At 63.2% G+C, this 18,256-nt stretch carries 17 protein-coding genes; all 17 read right to left on the reverse strand.

All coding sequences use genetic code 11. The features are described 5' to 3' along the window. Positions 1-2: 2 nt before the first annotated feature. Positions 3-2,624, reverse strand: a complete 2,622-nt coding sequence (locus tag BGK68_RS19600) for a hypothetical protein (RefSeq protein ID WP_075258460.1) — start codon at positions 2,622-2,624, stop codon at positions 3-5. Further along, positions 2,621-2,962, reverse strand: coding sequence for a hypothetical protein (locus tag BGK68_RS19605; RefSeq protein WP_143433121.1), 342 nt, complete (start codon positions 2,960-2,962; stop codon positions 2,621-2,623). The genes BGK68_RS19600 and BGK68_RS19605 overlap by 4 nt, the downstream gene beginning before the upstream one ends. Continuing rightward, on the reverse strand, positions 2,959-3,762 hold the full coding sequence (locus BGK68_RS19610) for a hypothetical protein (RefSeq protein ID WP_143433122.1): 804 nt from the start codon (positions 3,760-3,762) through the stop codon (positions 2,959-2,961). The genes BGK68_RS19605 and BGK68_RS19610 overlap by 4 nt, the downstream gene beginning before the upstream one ends. After that, positions 3,734-7,597, reverse strand: coding sequence for a baseplate J/gp47 family protein (locus BGK68_RS19615; RefSeq protein ID WP_075258463.1), 3,864 nt, complete (start codon positions 7,595-7,597; stop codon positions 3,734-3,736). Before BGK68_RS19615 ends, BGK68_RS19610 begins: the two co-directional genes overlap by 29 nt. 49 nt (positions 7,598-7,646) lie before the next feature. After that, a complete protein-coding gene (locus BGK68_RS19620; RefSeq protein WP_075258464.1) occupies positions 7,647-8,072 on the reverse strand; it encodes a GPW/gp25 family protein in 426 nt (141 codons plus the stop codon). An 8-nt stretch (positions 8,073-8,080) separates the two neighbouring features. Continuing rightward, entirely contained in the window at positions 8,081-8,383 is a 303-nt protein-coding gene (locus BGK68_RS19625; protein ID WP_069374002.1) for a PAAR domain-containing protein, read from the reverse strand. A 25-nt stretch (positions 8,384-8,408) separates the two neighbouring features. Beyond that, positions 8,409-10,199 carry a type VI secretion system tip protein VgrG gene (gene vgrG / locus BGK68_RS19630; RefSeq protein WP_075258465.1) on the reverse strand — a complete coding sequence of 597 codons (1,791 nt, stop codon included), beginning with the start codon at positions 10,197-10,199 and terminating at the stop codon, positions 8,409-8,411. Between the two features lie 4 nt (positions 10,200-10,203). After that, positions 10,204-10,890 carry a CIS tube protein gene (locus BGK68_RS19635; protein WP_075258466.1) on the reverse strand — a complete coding sequence of 229 codons (687 nt, stop codon included), beginning with the start codon at positions 10,888-10,890 and terminating at the stop codon, positions 10,204-10,206. Beyond that, positions 10,891-11,103, reverse strand: a complete 213-nt coding sequence (locus BGK68_RS19640; protein ID WP_075258467.1) for a DUF5908 family protein — start codon at positions 11,101-11,103, stop codon at positions 10,891-10,893. Between the two features lie 3 nt (positions 11,104-11,106). Further along, positions 11,107-11,571 carry a phage tail protein gene (locus tag BGK68_RS19645; protein ID WP_069374006.1) on the reverse strand — a complete coding sequence of 155 codons (465 nt, stop codon included), beginning with the start codon at positions 11,569-11,571 and terminating at the stop codon, positions 11,107-11,109. Positions 11,572-11,588: 17 nt separating this feature from the next. Next, positions 11,589-12,047 (reverse strand): phage tail protein, encoded by a 459-nt coding sequence (locus tag BGK68_RS19650; protein ID WP_069374007.1) that lies wholly within the window; start codon positions 12,045-12,047, stop codon positions 11,589-11,591. A gap of 90 nt (positions 12,048-12,137) precedes the next feature. Continuing rightward, on the reverse strand, positions 12,138-13,697 hold the full coding sequence (locus BGK68_RS19655) for a phage tail sheath family protein (protein ID WP_075258468.1): 1,560 nt from the start codon (positions 13,695-13,697) through the stop codon (positions 12,138-12,140). Positions 13,698-13,728: 31 nt separating this feature from the next. Beyond that, a complete protein-coding gene (locus BGK68_RS19660) occupies positions 13,729-14,574 on the reverse strand; it encodes a hypothetical protein (RefSeq protein WP_075258469.1) in 846 nt (281 codons plus the stop codon). A 43-nt stretch (positions 14,575-14,617) separates the two neighbouring features. Continuing rightward, entirely contained in the window at positions 14,618-15,193 is a 576-nt protein-coding gene (locus BGK68_RS19665; RefSeq protein WP_075258470.1) for a DUF4255 domain-containing protein, read from the reverse strand. A gap of 469 nt (positions 15,194-15,662) precedes the next feature. Then, positions 15,663-16,337 (reverse strand): TorF family putative porin, encoded by a 675-nt coding sequence (locus BGK68_RS19670; protein WP_075258471.1) that lies wholly within the window; start codon positions 16,335-16,337, stop codon positions 15,663-15,665. Positions 16,338-16,361: 24 nt separating this feature from the next. Beyond that, entirely contained in the window at positions 16,362-17,579 is a 1,218-nt protein-coding gene (locus BGK68_RS19675) for a S8 family peptidase (protein WP_233149361.1), read from the reverse strand. A 5-nt stretch (positions 17,580-17,584) separates the two neighbouring features. Next, the gene (locus BGK68_RS19680; RefSeq protein WP_075258472.1) at positions 17,585-18,247 is read right to left on the reverse strand and encodes a zf-HC2 domain-containing protein; all 663 of its coding nucleotides are present in this window, start codon (positions 18,245-18,247) and stop codon (positions 17,585-17,587) included. Between the last annotated feature and the right edge of the window lie 9 nt (positions 18,248-18,256).

Here is an 18,256-nt window from a genome sequence, read left to right on the forward strand (position 1 = left end):
GGTCAGACCCAATACGGCGCCGGGGCGTGGTCCGCAGAACGAGCGGCGGCGCGATGACGCAACAGGAAGTTGACCACGCTGGCCGAGGCCTGGTCCAGTGCCGCACTGTCCTGTCCCGGCACATGCGCACGCAGTCGATCGCGCCACAGCCGCTGCCGCTGTTCGAAGTCGCGCATGGCCACGAAATCCAGCCAGAGGAATTCAGGGAAAAGATGTGCAGGCAGGTTGCGGCACACCGTCTCCTGCGCCAGCTGGCGGAATTCGAGATCGGCGAAGCGCGCCGTCCAGGCCGGGAAGACCACGCTGATGCGGTGGGCATGGAAATCGCCTGCCCCATCTTCCCGCCCGGGGCCTGGTGGTTCGCCCTGCGCGCTCATCCCACCCGGGCGGCGCGCACGCAACAACAGGTGCTCGACCAGATGCACGCCTTCAGAGGCGATGTTGAGCCGGCAGATGAAGTTGCGCAGTTGCTGCACATGCTCGTCCGCTTCCTCCAGAGCCGCATAGCTGGCCAGACGCACAATGCCCAGGCGCGCGTCGCGCGTCTGGAAATGGACGTGGATCTGTTGCCCATGCTGCTCGAGGATGTAGTTGTCCAGCCTCACCCCCTGGGTCAGCAACGACTGCGGCAATGGCGCGCCGCCCGGCATGGCGTGCCAGGCGGGCTCGTCTGGTCCTGGCGAGGGATCTGGCTGCCACGGCCCGTGCTCGCGCCGGGCCAGGTGCAACAGGTGGCGCGCAATACCGGCGTAATGATCGGCCGAGATCTTCTGGTCAGTCGCCAGGCGCAGCCGGTAAGCCAGCAAGGCATCGCTGAGCGCCGCGCCCGGCCCGTGCAGCGGCAGGTCCAGCAGGATGCAGATCTTGGCCTGCACGCCGGCGATGTTGAGGCTGCCATCGGCACGCCGGTGCGCGCGCGTCACATCCACGGCAGTGGCGCGGTCGCGGCTCAAGCCAACGATGCGGCGCATGAAGGCCAGCTTGTTGTCCAGCACCCACTTGGCCGTGTGACGGTCCTGGTAGAAATTGAAGCGGCGCAAGGACTTCTGCGAGAACTCTTCCCCGTACATGGCCAAGAGCACATCCAGCAAACGGTTGCGCCTATGGTCGGGATGGTCAGCCCGCGCCACGATCTGCGCCAGCATGTCGCCGATCTGCGCCGGCGCGGCCACGTAGAGCGCCTCGATACCTGGCAAGGCCTGCTCGTCCAGCACCTGGGAAGAATAGGTTCGCTCCAGGTCATCCAGTGAAAACAGCGCCGGTATTGCTTGCAGGTCGGCCAGGTAGTTGGCCATGAGCTGTTCGGCCAGGAACAGGTAGGCCTTGAGCTGGCGGGCGCTGACCTTGCGTTGCAAGGGCGCCGAAGCCGGCACGCCGAAGCGGTTGATCCCGTAGATCGCCGGGAACTGGTGCTGGATCGAATAGTAGTCGTCCAGAGCGCGCGGCACCCCAGCGGGCGCCGGCACGATGGCCTCGCGTGACTGTTGCGTGTTGCGCAGCGTGTCGAACTCGAAGCGTACCTTGCGCAGGGCCTCGCGCGCTTCGGCCAGCATGGCCTGGTCCTTTTCCTGCTGCAACAGGCGTTGCTGGCCGGTGGGCCCGGCCATCGCGGCCGCATCATGCCCCACTGCCGCGCTGGCGAAATGCAGGCGCAACAGATGGCTTTGCGCCTGCTCGGGAAATCGCAGCCGCAGCACCGTAGCGTCGCCGTCGTCCAGGCTCACCGACCTGCCCGCTTCGTCGCACAGGGACAGACGCTGCACGTGGGTCACCCCATCGACACCCTGCACCAGCGCAATCAGCTTGGCCAGCGAAATCGGCGCGCCCGGACCAGCTCGGCCATCCACATCGATGACGCGGCCGTGCAAGGTCAGCGGTCCCTCGAAGACCTCGGCCAGGGATGCGCTCGCCTCGCTGGCCTCGCGATAGTGTTCAATGCGCAGTCCCGACATCAGTTGCAGCGCGCAGCGGAAGAAGATGTCGGCAAAGATCAGTGCCGAATCACGCAGACTGTGAATCTGGATGTCACCTTGCAGGTAGACCGGACGCGTGGCGATGGTGCTGACCCGGCCAAGGTCCTCGCCCAGGTTGCGGTGGGCGTGATAGGTGGCGCTGACTTGCGCGATCACCCTTTGTTCCAGGGCGTCCTGCTGCTGGCCGGACAGATCGTCCTGCACACTGTCGCGCAGCTTCAGTCTGAGGTGGTAGAGGCCTGGGATGGGGGGCTCGCCTTCGCCCGGTTTTTCCCCCTGTTCTTCGCGCGTGACCCAGACATCTTCGATCTCGGGAATGCAGTCGTAGAGCAGCTTGCGATAGTCCTCTGCCGTCAGCACCTGGCTGGGCAGGATCTCGTCAGCGGGATGCAGCGCATGCCGGGCATAGTCGATCTGGCCGAACGGCCCGGCCAGGTAGTCCTCGGCAGGGAATTCGGAGCGGTAGGCCAGGTCGGTGAGACCGTAGCTCAACTGCTCCAGGATCGTCACACCGGGGTCGTGCAGGTTGTAATCGGTCCAGTTCTCACCGGCCAGCGCCTGCAGCATCGCCAGCCCCGACTTGCGCAGGGCATCGAAATCCAGCCCGTCCGGGTCCGGCTGGTTCCTTTCGATGTGTTCGGGGGCGTTCACGGCGTATGGCTCCGGATGCGGCGGCCCTTGCCTGCCTGCGCTGGAGCGCCGGCCTGGCGCACCTGCGCTTGCAGATCGTCGATCAATGCATGTACCTGGACATAGGGCAACTGCCCCAGGGCCTCCAGCGCCAGCGCCAGTTCGGCTGTCGTGAAGCTCGCACGCAGGCCGGTGGCGGCGCCCGCCGGAGCCTGGGCGCTGGCGTTGAGCTTGCCGATCAGCTCGAAGACCCGCTTGAAGGGCAACTCGGCCAGCGCGCTCATCAACAGACGCCCCTGGGCCACGGTGAAAGAGAGCGGCAAAGACGACGCCACGCCGGCTTGATCAGGAGTGCTCATGCGGCCCCCTGACGGTTTGGCTTGCCCGGATCGATCGCGCTGGCCTGCATCAGCGGGTCGGACCAGAGCATGCTGATGTGGTAGCTGACCCAGGTCTGCGTGGTGGCGTCGCGGTTGTCGTAAGGGCAGCCCACCCGCATCTGCAGGATGTAGGCATGGCGCGCGCGGCTGGTGTCGGCGACCCATTGCAATTGCAGGCGGTTGCACTTGCTGCCGAAATGCGACTGCCGATCATCGATCTGGCCGCGGCCATTGAAGGTCATCAAGGCAAACGCGTGCATGAGTGCGTACTTGCCACTGCCAGGCTTGCCCACCCCGGCGACGATCTCGAAGGCATTGCAACCCTCCAGCGGGCCGGTGATATCGTGCCATTTGCCGTCGGCCTTCACCTCCAGCAGTCCGGGCCGCCCCTGCCGGCCATCGGCCACCATGCGTCCCTTGAGGTCCAGCTCGAAGGCGTCCGGCGGTACTTCCTCGCCATCCGGGATGGTGCGCTGGCGCAGGGTCAGCGCGGCCGGATTGGCGTCATTGCCGAACGCCAGGCCGCCATCGGCGGTATTGAGCTGCACCGACCAGATCGGGCTCTTGATATCGATGTTCTGGTAGAAACTGAGCAGCTTGCCCTGGTTCAGCTGCGACACCTTCAAGCCGTCGGCGGCGGTCTTGTCGAAGCCCTCGTCAACGATGTTGAGCATGGAATCGATCAGCTCGGAAAAGGCCGAGGCCGCCGGCATCTCGCCATCGGAGAACTTGCGCTTGAGCGTATCGCGGTTACGCCGCGCCATCATTTTGCTGGTCATTGTCGTCACTCGAAATAATGAAGTTCGAACCGATCGCCAGGCGGCTCAGGGCCGTGCGGACCACCGGTTGGGGCTGGGGATCGTCGATGGCCGCGATGGCGTGGCGTGTCGCCGGAATGGCAATGCTCCAGGGGCACAGCGGCGTGATGTCGTTCTGGTCCTCTTGCGGCGCAGCCTCGGCGGCGGCGGTGTCGAACAGGGCGAACTTGAGGGCGCGCGGCGAGGCGATGCGCAACATCGAAAAGCCCGACACCCCTTGCACGTAGGGCAATTCGCCGATGAAGGCCTCGATGTCGTGCTGGCGGATACGCCAGCCGAAATGGGTGCGGTAGCCCTGGGCGTGCTGCCAGGGGGTGAGGAAGTCGGAAATCGCATCGTTGAGCTGGTTGATGTAATGGCCATTGCCCATGGGGCCGTTGAAGCGCACGGAGCAACGTACCTGGATGAGCTCATAGACCGGGTTTTCGACGGCGATGGTGCTCCAGGGCGACGCCAGCGCTTCCAGAAAGCTGCGGATCTGCGTCATCAGGTTGCCATTGAGCATGGGCATCTGGTCGCGCTGGCGCACTTGCGGCCAGTAGGGCAAGGGCACCACCAGCACGTGGCCCGGACGGATGCAGTCCCCGGCCCCTCCCTCGACGGCCATGTTGGCGAAACACTTGACCTTGAACACCTCGGGAAAATATTGCAGGATCAGCGCCTCGTAATCGGCCGCCGATACGGCGCGGTTCTTGTGGCGCAGCCGCTCGGCCATGCGGATGCGCAATTGCGCACGCGTCTCGCCGGCGCGTCCGCCCACCGATGGCAAGGGCTGGCGCAGAGCCTGGATACCCGGCATGGGCTGGCCGCTGCGCGTGATACTGCCTGCCGGCAGCACCACCGGAACCTGCGGCGAGACCTCCGCGCTGCGCTCGACTTCGACGACCTGGGCGTCGATCTGGTAGAGGCTGCAATACTTTTCCAGATCATTGTCGGCGCACACGCGCAACCAGTAGCGCCCGGCCGGCATGACGGTGTTGTCTTCGCTGATGTCCTGCGGCAGCGCCAGCCTGATCACGCCCGAGGTCATGAAATGCTGGGTGCCATCGGCCAGCAGGCGTGAGGCCGGCAAGGCCTTCCATTCGTTGCGGCTCAGATAGCTCCAGCCCAGCGCGCCGGCCCGGCTGGCTGCGTCGGCCGGCAGGGGCAAGGAATCCTCGCGCAGGTGGAACAGCAGCGTCAGCGTCGATCCCGGCGTGGCTGCCTCCAACCCGATGTACAGGTTGCCGGCGCGCTCGAAGCGCGGCAGCAAGGCAGCTGCGGGATAGCTGCCCGGCCCCAGCGCCTCCCAGCCGCTCGGGTAGAGGTGCAGGAACTGTTCTTCGTCGGCACGCTTGCCGCTACCACTTTCGCCTACGGACAAGCGATCGATGCGCAGCGTGCTGCTGGCGCGGTAGTTGATGGAGATGGCCTCGATCATCGGCGTATAGGGCGGCGCCGGGATCGGACGTTGAGTTCGCCAGCGGCCGCTGCGGGCATTGTTGACCAGCGCCTCCGAAAGCGCATGCGCATAGCGCTCGTGACCGAAGGCCGATCCGGGGGCGGCCAGCGTAAACTTGAAGAAGCCGTTCTTGGCGCCCGGCCCGTAGCTCAAGGGCCGATCGACCGATACTCCGGCATCCGGCTCGAACAGATGGACGATGGGCTGGCAACGCCAGCGGATGTGCGTATCGAGCTGCTCGCCCTGTCCCGGCAAGACCTCGCTGCGAAACAGCGGCACCGTAGGGCGATCGCCCTCCAGCGCGGGCGTCCAGGCGCCCTTGGCCAGCACGGCGGTGCTGACCTGGAAATCACGGTTGGCGATGCGCAGGCCATAGTCGCGGTACAGCGTGGCAAAGCCGCCGGGCATGCGCGGCAGGTCGGCCCATTGCACGTCCACCTCGAAGGAGGTGATCGACTTGCCTGCCATTTCGGTGCTGCCCACCACCAGAAAACTGCCGATCTTGGGCAAGGGCCCGAAGGGCGCAAACGGGGCTGAGGCGCTCAACTGTCCCAGGTTGTTGTGCAGCACCAGGTCACGGTAGCCCCGCACATCCACCTCGATGCGGGCGGCGGCAATGCACAGCTCGCGCAGCAGGCCATAGGGATACAGGTAGGCGCCGGGATTGATCTCCAGGCGCAGTATGGGCGTGCTGCAGCGATAGCCGCCCTCATGCAGCAGCGCCGAATAGGCCACCACGCAAGGCGCTTCGGGCGGCAGTTCCATGCTCAGCGACAGGCTCAGGCTCTGTTCGTCATAGGCCGGCAGGTAATCATCGATGGCCAGCCAGCCGTGTTCGCCCGTAATGCTCATGCGGAACAAGCGTCGGAATACCTTCAGGAAGATGTCGGCGCGTCGGATCTCTTCCAGCCTGGCGGCATCGGCCTGGGTCCGCCCGCGGTCGGCATCGGGCGTTCCGTCATCGCCGCCCATGGCCACACAGAGCCGGTCCAGGCGCTGCGTGAGCAGATCATCCTCCAACAACAGCTGCAGCGTGATGCGGCGCTGGCCCTCCTTGAGCAGCAGTACCTTGCTGGCGACGGCAAAACCGATGCGCGCATCCACATGCGCCGTACGCTGGCGGCTGTCCTTGGGTGCGCCGAGCAGGGGCGAGGCGGCAGGCGCACTGCCGCCTGCGGCCACGGGCACTTCGCGCCACCAGGCGCCGGTCGGCCAACTGCGCTGCCCCGGACCGGGGGCGCGCAAGGGCGTGTGGTCTTCGCCCAGGAACTGCTCGGGCGCGCTGTAGGGATCGCGATCGAAATACAGGGTCTGCAAGGCAGCCACGCGGGCATCGGTGACCAGCAATTCAGTGCGCGAGCGATAGACGATGTCGCGGCTGTCGGCATCCAGCCCGGCCAGGAAGGGGGTATCGGCCGGCACCAGCACCGGTGGCGCGGACGGATTCTTGGTCAGCACCAGCCAGGTCTTGTCGGCCAAGGCTGGCAGCGGCCTGGCGCCCAGCATCTGGTCATAGTAGAAATCGAGATAGTGCTGGGTGAAGCGGTTGAGCTTGCCCTGCAGCTTCTGGAACTGCTGCACGAAGGCGATCAGCATGGCCATGGCGGGGTCATGCTGCTGGCTGATCAAGGACGCCGGCACCCGGGCCTGCGCTTCCTTGCGGATCATCTCCACGCCCTTGAGAAAACCGTGGAAGGCCGAACGCACAGCGGATTTGGTGGGCGTGGGTGTTCCCTGCGGGGCGGCAGCAGCTTCCCCCTCACCTGCTGGTTCGGGTCGCTGCGATGCGCTCGCATGGCGGGCCAGCGCCTGGCCCCACACCGGCGCCAGCGGCAGGATGTCCGGATGTTGCAACAGCCAGGCCAGCACACCGTTCTTGTCCGCGCCCAGTTCGACGATGACGTTCTCGATCAGGGTGCGCAACGACAGGGCGCTGTCGTTGCGCGCCTGGCCCAGGGCCACATACCACTGGTCGATGTGGCTGGCCAGCGCGACCACCGGCAGCGTCAGCTGCATCCGGTCCTGGCGGCGGCTGCCCTGCGCGCGCTCGATGCCGACCTGTTCCGGGGTGTCCTGCCACCAGTCATCCAGGCGCGCGGCAACGTCCTCCAGGTCCAGCGCCAGAATGCGGCTCATGACGACCGTCTCGTCGGCCTGGAAGAAAGGCGTCCAGTCTTCTTCCAGGGTATTGTCCGCCTTGGCGGAAGTAGCGAAGCGCACCAGTGCACCAAATTCGGCCACCATGACCAGCAGTTCGGCAAAGGACATCTCATTGAGGGCGAAATAGCCCTGCGCCAATGCAGGCAAGGCCCGCATCGTCTGGCTGGTTCCATCCCGGATGACGAGATTGTTCATCGGCGCGCTGCGCGAACCTCAGTGCCTGGAGCCGGTCGCGATGGCGCGCTCACTTGCCCGACACATTGGTTCCCTCCAGGAAATAGAACGGATACACCATGTTGCTGCGCGTATTGGTTCCACGGATGGTGTAATCGATGCGAATGTCCAGGCGACCGTCCTGCTCGCCGGAGATCGCCATGCTGACCTGGTTGACGCTCACGCGTGGTTCGTAGAACAGGATGGCGCGCTCGATGGCGTCGCGCAGCTCGGTCACGACGCTCTCGTTGAGTTCATCGAAGACATGCATCTTGAGATCGCAGCCGAACTCCGGCTGCATGATGCGTTCGCCCGGCACGGTGGAGAGAATGATCAACAGGCTCTCGTGGATATCCTGGTCGTCCTCGACCATGGCCACCCTGCCCTGTCCCGGACTGCTGCCGAAATACGGCGGAAAGGCCCAGCCAGCGCCGAGAAAGCTTTTCTTGCCTGCCATGTGCGCTCCTAACCGCCGATCAACACGGTGGGACAACCGATGACGATGCTGCCGCCATGGGCGCAGGTATCACCCATGCGCGCGGCCGGCTTGCCGCCGATCATCACGGTGGTCGAGCCCATCACGATGCTGTCGGGCGGGCCCACGCAGACGCAATTGTCCCCCACCACGGCTGCAGGCAGCTTGCCGATGAGCACCGTGGGCACGCAGGGTCCGATGATGGGACCGCCGACGTGCGGGATCGGCGCGGGAAAGGCCGGCGTCTGCATCGGGCAGGTGTGCATGTCGGTCAGGCGGGCGGCTAGAGGCATGGAAGAGTCCTTGTCGGCAGCAACATCAATTGATCATCACCATGGCGCCCTTGACCGTGGTCTGGCCGCTGGCCGACAGCTCGGCGCTGGCCGCGCCGTTGGCCACGAAGGAGGCATTGGCGTTGTTCTTGATGTTCAGCGCCTGGTTCTGCAGGGTGGCCTGGGTGGTGCTTTCGATGTTCTGCACTGCCGTGATGGTGACCTTGCCCTTGGCGTTGAGGACGATGTCCTTGGGGCTGTCGAGCAGGATGCCGCTGGTATTCATCTCGATCTTGTTGCTGTTCTGGTCGGTCAGGCAGATCGACTTGGCGTCGTCGCTGAGCACGATGGTATTGTTGGCCGGCGTGACGATGGTAATGACCTTTTTCTCGTCATCGAAGACCACCTTGAGCAAGCCCTTGGTCCAGAGCGCCTTGGTGTAGTTTTCCGCCGTGAGCTCGTAAGGCATCTTGTGCTGGCTGCTGTAGAGGCTACCCAGCACCACCGGGTGGGAAGGATCGTTGTTGAAATAGCCGACGATCACCTCGTCGCCGATCTCGGGGATGAAGAACGCGCCCACGCCGGAAGAGCCATAGAAGCTGGCCAGTCGCGCCCACACGCCTTCGGTGCTGGCTTGCAGGACCGGGATGGCAATCTGGATCTTGTACTGGCCCTCGGGATCGGCGTCGAGCTTCTTGACCACACCGATCTGCAGGCCACCCACAGCGGGCAGCAGACCCGATGCCGCCAGTTCTTCAGCGCCGCCGCGATCTTCCATGAACCATTGCGGAGCCATGCCGAACTCGGCTTCGGTGATCCAGTTGCCCTCGCCCAGCCGGTGTGTCACGGCGCTGACATAGACACTGCCGCTGAAACGCTTGCCCACCCCCACCAGCTCGATCATCGTGCCCGGCTTGGCACTGGCGCTGCCCTGGAACTTCATGCGTCCCCGTATCCTGGCCAGCGCCGCCTTCATCTGGCGCGCATCGGCCCAGCTCTTGATATCGGCCGAGGGCAGCGCTACCGTGCTCTGCAAGCGATAGCTGGCCGGGCTGGCCACCTTGGCCAGTGCCGAGGCGCTGAGGTTGCCTTGCGCGTAGAGCGTGGCCTGGCTGGCCGTCTGCTCCACCACCGCTTGCGTGGCCGGATCCCAGGCGGCGCCGACGACGCTGGAAAGCTGGGTGCGGGCATCGATATCGGCCTCGAAGTCCATCAGGTCGGTGCCATAGGTCACCGTCAGCACGGCCGCCGCACTGGTCTGCGGGGCTTTCACGGCGATGCTGTCGTCCTCGGCGATGACCAGCATGCCATTGGCCTCGGCGCGCGCCACGATGAAGTCCCAATCGCTGCTGTAGAACTGCACGATTTCCTTGTGCTGGGTCGAGGTGGCCGTCACGTCCGCACTCAGGCCGCAGGGCGAGATCAGCTGGCTGATGATGTCGCTGTCCTTCATGTCAACGTAGTTGGCGTTGTTGCGCCCGATGGTCAGCTTGACTGCCGGGCTGCGGCATTCGACCTTGAGGAAGGCCCGGTTGCCGGTGCGGATCGAAATCCCATGGCGCACCACCACGCCCGAAAAGATCTGGCTGACCTGCGCGCCATAACCGGCGCTGATGACGATGGTCTGGCCCGGGGCAAAGAGATCGGTGTCGCTGACCGGGAAATCATCATCGGGCATGTCGCCATCCAGCAGCGTGATCCAGGCGGTGGGGATGCGGTTGGCGGCCTTGAACACTTCCACCGAAATCAATTCGGCCGTCGACGGCAAGGCCGTGCCGTTGCTGGTGATGGTCACCTTGAGGACATCACTGCTGTCGAGGTTGGGAGAATCTGCCATGGGCTCAGACCAGAGGTGGAAAACGCAGCACCGAGCCCGGCTCGAGCTTGCGGAAGTTGCTCAGGTTGTTGATGCGGGCGATTTCGCGGTAGTACGACGGATCCTTGTAGATGCGATTGCACAGCAGCGGCAGGGTATCGCCCTCCTTTATCTCCACCAGATGGCTCAGGTCGGGTGAGCTCATGTTGGCGCGCAGGGCGCGTTCCTGATTGCTCATCCAGCCGGTGAAGCCGATGCTGAGCTTGGCCCGCAAGGGTTCGCCGCTGGGCTTGAACATGGTGTAGTCGATGCCGATGTTCTGCACCCGCCCGAAGAAGATGAAGCTGCCCCACAACACCCGCACGTAATTGGGTTCGTGCTGCTCGCCGTTGTACTGGTAGATCACCGCCAGCAAGGCATTGACCATGTCGGTGACGCTGCGCGTGACCGGACCGACAACGCCAGTGCCATCGAGCACCAGATTGCTCATGCTCAGTCCCTCCGGGCAGATGGCGGCAAACTTGGGGGCGCCAGCGGACTGACCCAGCGTCTGTTCCTTGCTGTACTCGATGGTCAGCTGACGCTTGAAGTTGGACGGATTGATCATCACCTCGAATGGCGTCTGGCTGTTGTCCACGATGATGGTGCCGCCCTTGCGCACCTTGCAGGCTGCGATGCTGAGCTTCTTGCTCAATCCGGTATCGACGGGCATCTAGCGTTCCTCCCTGCGGCGCAGCAGTTCGATGACCATGGCGCGACACTCCTCCAGCAAGGCGGCGCGGGTGCTGCGATCCAGGGTGGCGCTGGGTGCGCCAGGCAATGCCTCCTCCTCTGCCTGGCTGCCCGGATTGCCCGGCTCGTCGGCGTAGGCGGCGCGCTGAACCACGTTGGAACGGATGGAAAGCTGCTTGATCTCGATAGCCATGATTCACATCACCCTGAACGAATAGGTGTAACTGAGCTCGATGGTCTCGATGAGGACCTCGCTCTTGGTCGAGTCGAGCTTGGCGATCTCCCACTTGACCGGCCAGGCATTGCCGAAGAACCAGCCGCGCAGCGGCGCTCCCTGCTCGTCGAGCAACTGCACCGTCAGCGATTGCGGCATCACCGGCTTGATGAAGCCCATCTCGAAGACATCGCGGCACCACTCCACCAGCGGTGAATCGGTCGAGGCGATGCCGCGCTTGAGCTGCAGGTTGGAATGCGTGATGCCGGTGGGCAGCGTATGGACGAAATTGTTTTCGCCGCCCTCGACCAGGGTCTCGGTGCTCACCGTCGCGTTCATGCCCGACACCTCCTGGAAGGAGGTATCGGAAATGCCGCTGCGCTGGTCGAACGCCACCTTGAAATAGAACGCCGGTGGAGGATACCGCTCCGAAAACAGGATAGGCATGCGTTCGCCCGCCAGGATCAGCTGTTGGCGATGGTCAGGCCTTCGTGGACGATCTCGATGGTTTCGATCGCGACTTCGTTGCCTTCGGCCTTCAGATCGGTGCCAGTGATCTTGGTCGGCCAGGCATTGGCCAGCGTCCACACCATGGTCGGCTTGCCGGCCTCGTCGAGCAGGCTGATGGTCACCGGCACACGCTTGATGGTGTTCATCTTGATCTGGCTGAACCAGTCCCAGAACTTGTTATCGCCCTTGAAGATGCCTTTCTTCATGGTGACGTTGCCGACCTTCTTCATGCCCGGCATCTTGATGACCGAGAATTCGGGGCTGTCGCCATGGCGGTACTTGATTTCCTCGGACTGCACGTCCAGGCCGCTGACTTCCTGGAAGGACATGACCTGGGAATCCCATTTCACCTGGAAATAGAACTTGGGGAGCGGCCACAGGGTGGTTGATTGCTTCGATCCATCATCTGCCATCACGAACCTCGTCAGAACATTGAATTGTTAAGGGGACGCCGGCATGCGGCGTACAGCGCGCATGCCGCCTGCGCCGGGACTTGGGCGCTATCAGGACTTCTGCATCTGCTGCTGGAAGGTGATCTCGATGAACTCGGCCGGACGGCTCACCGCCACCAGCACCGAGACCTTCATCAGGCCTTCCAGGATGTCGTCGGCGGTCATCGTCTCGCCCAGCCCGACGAAGACGCTGAAGGCGTCATCCGGACTGGCCCCTGCCAGACCTCCACGCTTCCAGACGCTGGTCAGGAAGTTGCGGATCATGCTCTTGATGGTGACCCAGGTGTTGGCCGTATTGGGTTCGAAGACATAGGCCTTGCAGGCCTGCTTGATCGATTCCTCGATCATGATCATGGTGCGGCGTACGCTCACGTAACGCCAGTCCAGGCTGTTGCCGTCGAGGGTGCGCGCACCCCAGACCAGCACGCCCTCGCCGATGAAGGAGCGGATGGCGTTGATGGACTTGCCCACCGTGGTGACGTTGAGGTCTTCCTGTTCCTCGTTGGAGATGGACACCGTGGGCGAGATCACGCCGCTGAGGCTGACGTTGGCAGGCGCTTTCCAGACACCGCGGGTATTGTCGACCATGGTGTAGAGACCGGCCATGCCTGCGCTGGGCGGCAGCAGGTTGAGCTTCTTCTGGATCGCCGTGATGATGCGCGGATACAGGACGCTGATCGACAGCAAGGTCTTGTTGACCGTGAGCGTGGCCACGTCCGGGTCTTTCTCGGACTTGATATAGTCCAGCGAGATCTGGTCCAGCGACTTCTTGAGCTGGTCGATCTTGGCCTGGGCGGCGGCGTTGGCCGCCTTGGCGTCGAGCACCGGCGCCAGTTCGTCAGTGATCAGGCCCTTGAGCACGTCGAGGTTGCTGATCGCGGTGAAGCTGATGTCCTTTTCCTTGACGATGGAGGTGTTGACCCAGGGATAGTAGGCCACCGCGAAATCGAGACTGTTGGTGCCAACGGCTTCGCGGAAATCGGTGATGCAGTCACCGGCCGGATCCTGGCGATCGCGGAAGCCGTTGTAGACATCCAGCAGCGCAATGCGATTGCGCATCTTCACGCCGCAATGCATCAGCGCAGCTTGCTGCACATCCTGGCAATCCGCGCTGGACAGGCTCACCGCATCCGGTGTCACGACCATGGTCGGTTCCTGTTCCTTGAGCAGCACCTCGATACCGCCCTTGATCTTGCCGGCATCGATATCGCCGTCGGCATAGGTACCGACGGAGACGATGTAGCAGGGCCCGCCGCCATTCTGGAAGAAGAACAGCATGCTGTAGTAGAGCAGGTAGGCCTTGTCGTCACGCTCGATGAGGTAATCGACACGCTTGTTGGTGTCCTTGGCAGTGACGGAGAAATCGGCGGCGTCGGTAGGAGCGTCCTGGGCCTTGAGCGTAAAGCTGCTCCTGGGCGCACCGCCGAAGTAGGCGTGGAATTCGGCCATCGACGAGATGCGCCAGGCCTTGTTGGCCAGCGGCGTTCCCTTGTTGCTGGCGTACTCGGTGTAGCCGATGAAGGCCGGTACGGCGGTCGCGACCTCGACCACGGAATTGGGGAAGGCGTTCTTCTCAACGACATAAACACCCGGTGTTTTGTATTGCGCCATAAAGTCATCCTCACTGAACGATCAATAACGATCAATTGATATAGATCTCGGACACCAGCGCCGTTTCCCCGTCGATGGCGTTCCGCGTCACCTTGCGGATATCTGCATTGGGCAGGCGCGCCATGAGCACGCGCTCCCCGGTCTTGCTCCGTTCGCGCAGCTGAAAGCGCTGCGGGTACTGCGCCTGCATCACGATCTCGCGCTGGCTCAGGAACACCACCGCCCGCTGCCCGCCCGGAAACGATTCGGTTCCGGTACAGACGAACTCCATCTCGCCATCCAGATCGACCACGGCCAGATCGCCCGGGTCGGTCTGCATCGTTGAAAAGAAACAATATTTCCAGCGGCTCGCGCGCGCGGCGAAGGACACCTTCAGTTGCAAGCCCGGCTCAGCGCCTTCCTCAGTAGCGAGCATGGCCAGATCGATCTCGGTGACCATGACTGGCTTGCGCAACTGATCCTGGCGGTCCAGATGGCGCGCCAGACCGACATCCCCGAGCCCGACGAAGGCCTCAGCGCGCGCCGGCCAGCGCCGCCAGCCTGCCGCTTCCTCGTCGCTCTCCTGTGCCTGGCCGTGCAAGAACAGCACACTGTCGGCGCTGGGCTCGACCGGATGCGTATAGAGCGAAAACCAGGGATCGCGGGCATACCAGCGAAAACCCAGCAAGACTTCACCGACTTGGCCCTCTTCCAGGATCATTGTTCGGCGATCCGTCTCACACCACAAGGCAATACCATCAGGAAGTGCGCGCACCAGCACATCGCGCCGCCGCATCCAGTCCACGCTCTGGGCGCTGGGCACGCAGACCAGCCAGCCCTCGCCGGCGGCCTGGTAGGCATGCTCGGCCACGATCTTGCACAGCAGCGAATACCCCATCCCCTCTTCCCCAGAGCATGACCGGATGCGCCTGGCTAGCGGCCTAGCTACGGGCAGCTGGCTTCGCTTCGCGCACCGTCGGCGTCATCTCCACGACGTTGTCCGACTCCAGCGCCACCATCCTGACCTTGTACAGCACCGAGGGCAGGTACTTTCCGCCCAGCAGCGTCCAGATATTGCTCAACTCGTGAATCTTCAGGTTTTCTATGTCCAGGATCAGCTTTTCTATGCGCCCGTCCAGCCCTGGCGTGGACTGGTGGTCAAACACCGGGTGTCGCTGGAAATACGAGATCGCTCCAGAGAGCAGCTTCAAGGCCTCGCCATAATTGGCGCCCGAGAAGTTGGCGGCGAGCATCACGTACAGGTTCAGATAGAGCGGCGCCGGATTGACCACCGCGCGCGCCATCCCCACGTCGCCTCGCCCGTGCGGGCGGTAAGGCATCGTGTCCTTTTCCAGATTGACCAGAAACATCACCAGCTTGTTTTTTACCTGGGACGCGGGATGCCCCTCAGCATCAACCAGTCCCGACATCACGACGATATCTTCGGTCCGCGCGTAAGACTGCTTGAGGAACTGATTGAGTTGTCCCGCAAGATGACTCACGGCTGCATTGATCATTCGGCCGAATCCTTCTGCGTTGGAACGACACTTTTTTATAGCGATTTATTAGATGAGATATGCCCCACGCATATCCTGACCAACCGACCCCACGGCTGATCCATTTTTTTCTGATCTTTGATTAGTGGTTCAGACTCTAACACAAGCCTCAGATGGTTTAACCAGTTATCAAACGTAAATATGGATTTTTTTTAGCTTCCGCAGTCCGGAAGAAAAAATTCGACGGCTCGCAAAGGCTTGCGAGAGGCGGGCCATCCCCTCATCAGCAGCTTGATTTCCTGGATCCAGGTGACGCGCGCGCAGCGCAGATCAGCTTTCCGACACCTTGGGAAAACTAAGTTTTCACTTTGCCAATCACGGGCTTGCCGTGGCCGGACATTTCAGAAATTGCCATTTTTGCATTTTTGGGATGACAAGATTGCACGGATTTTCTAATACCCGCCGCCGGTGCCGCCATCATTGACAGCCATCAAAACGAATAGCTGACATTGAGCGTCAAGCGATTGGCCGCATCCACCGTCAAGGGCTCCGAGGACCGGACCTTGTTGAAGGACAACTGGTAATTCCAGAACCCGACATAGGTGCCAATCGCCAGGCGGGCGTCATAGCGGTTGGAAAAGTGTGTGCGCTCCACCGACATGGCTTCCAGCCAGCCAAGGTGCAGCATCAGGTACCACGACGAAGAGAGGGAATACGCGGTATTGAAATCGACATAGGTGGTCTGTTTCTTCTCCCCCAGATAGCGCGGGGAGTAATACAGACGCAAGGAGTATTTTTCCTTGATGACGCCGACGTAGATTTCGGTGAACGCCAGCGAAGGAGAATCGACCAGGCTCGTGGCATGCGCACCGAGATCGAGGCTGGTGGTCGCATCCAGGCGCTTGGTCACGCCGCCGAAGAGCACCGCCTGGGCAACGCCCGCGCCGTTGGCATTGCGGGCGCTGGAGCCCGATGCGCCGGCATACCAGCCGTCGCGAAAATCGTAGTTCAACGTTCCCTGAAAGACAGGAACCCCTGCGGAGAGCGAAATCCCGCGATACCAATAGTCCGATGACCAGCCCACGCTCTTGCTCATTTGCGCAGAGGCGTCCAGGCTGGCCATTACCAGAACAAGAGCGACGCCGCTGAGCCTAAGCAATGACATAAGCCCCCGACCGCCGCCCCGGCCCTATTGGCATTCGCAGATACATTTCTCCACCAGCTTCCGGAATGTGGCACAGGCCTCGATATTACCGCTTCCCTCTCCCGAGATATAAGCGCTTCTGGTCACCACCATTTTCCTGATCTGTTCCGCATTGTCCCTGGGGCGGAGCTGGACCAGCAGGGCCGCCAGCCCTGACACATGGGCCGCCGAGAAGGAGCTGCCGGACACCAGGCTCCAGGCGTGATGCGGGGTGGTCGTGGGGATGCCCTGGCCAGGGGCGTAGAGCGTGGAAGCGGGACGAGTAACCTGGATCTTGTCGGCCACGGCCAGCACGCCCGGCATGGAGGCCGGAAAACCACCATCGGGATCATCAGCGGTGGTCGCCGCCACGATCAGCATGCCGCGCTGCTGGGCCACTTCGATGAGGCGCTTGATCAACTGGTCGCGGGGGCCGGCAAAGCTCATGTTGACGATCTTGGCGCCGTTGAGGATGGCGAAGTTGAGCGCCTGTCCGATGGTAAAGCTGTTGCACAGGCTCTTGCCGCCCTCTTGCCAGCAGGCGCGCAGCGCCATGATCTTGGCATCGGGCGCGATGCCCGTGATGCCCAGCTTGTTGTCCCGGATGGCGACGATGATGCCTGCCACCGCAGTGCCGTGCAACTCGGCCGCGTAAGCCCGTTGGGTCACGAAGTTCTCCCGCGCCGTGACCTGGCCCAACAGATCGGGATGATCCTCCTCGACGCCGCTATCGATGACGGCAATGCGCACGCCCTTGCCGGTAGCGACAGTGTGGAGGCGGTCCAGATGCCAGAACTTGGCGCTTGGCTGTATCGGATAGAGCGGGTCTGCCTCGCCCAGGGTGACAAAGGACTGGATTTCCTGCGCCCATTCGACGCGGCTGTCGGCCGACACGAGCTTGACCGTGTCGGCCAGGTTCAGGCCGGGCGGGACGGTCATCACAAAGCAATCCACCCCCAGCGTGGACATGGGCCATCGCGATACCAGCCTCAGCTGGTACTGGTCGGCAAGCTCCTGCGCAATCGTGAGCCGCGAGTGACCAGCGCTATCGTTGCGGTAGCCGCTGCCATAGCTGGCGTCCGGCCGGAAATGCGGAGCCGGCAGATGCAGCATCACCAGGATCTGCCGGGCCTCGTCGCCCTCTTCCTGCGCGCCTTGCGCCTGGGCGGCGACTGTGAAGAGCATGCCGATCCACAGCACCAGTATCCATCGCCATCGCAGCATCAATCTCACTTCCCCTGCCCCAGGCTCTGCACCAGCGACACCTCTGGCGCCAGCTTGAAATGCCGCAGCGCGCCGGCCTCCTCGCTGGAAGGCACTTCGACCACGTAGGCGAAGGTCACTGTCGGTCCGGCCACGATGTTGGCGTTGGTGGCGCGCAGGATCTCCTGCATCCTCTGCACCGTGGTGTCGGGCTTGAACACCAGGGCGATCTTGAGCTTGCCGATGTCGGCATCGCCCAGCGCCACGTATTGCTTGACGTCCGACTGCATGAATACGCCCATGCCCAGCGCCACGATCAAGGCCGCCTGGATGGCGAAGGCCACCGGCGCCCAGGGCTTGCCGACATACAGGGCCAGAATCCTGCTGAAGGCCGAAGCGCCCTTCTTGGGCGCGTGCTGATTGCCAACCGGGCTGGCCTGGGTGGCCTTGCTGGGGGCGATGCGCTCGCGCATCCTGGCCAGGCTGGCCTCGACATCGGGCACGGGCACCTGCTCCAGGTAGATCGCGGCCCGCTCCCGGCTGGCCCACTCGTAGGCTGCGTGGCAGGAGGGGCAGGACTGCAGGTGCGCGCGCACGGCCTGCTGCATTGCTTCGTCCAGCGTGCCATTGACGAACCACGGCAACAGCCGCTGGATCTCGTCGTGGGAATGGATTTCAATCTCTGTCATGACATCTCC

Origin of the sequence: Herbaspirillum camelliae (assembly GCF_001929405.1) — a bacterium.
GTDB classification, from domain to species: domain Bacteria; phylum Pseudomonadota; class Gammaproteobacteria; order Burkholderiales; family Burkholderiaceae_D; genus Herbaspirillum; species Herbaspirillum seropedicae.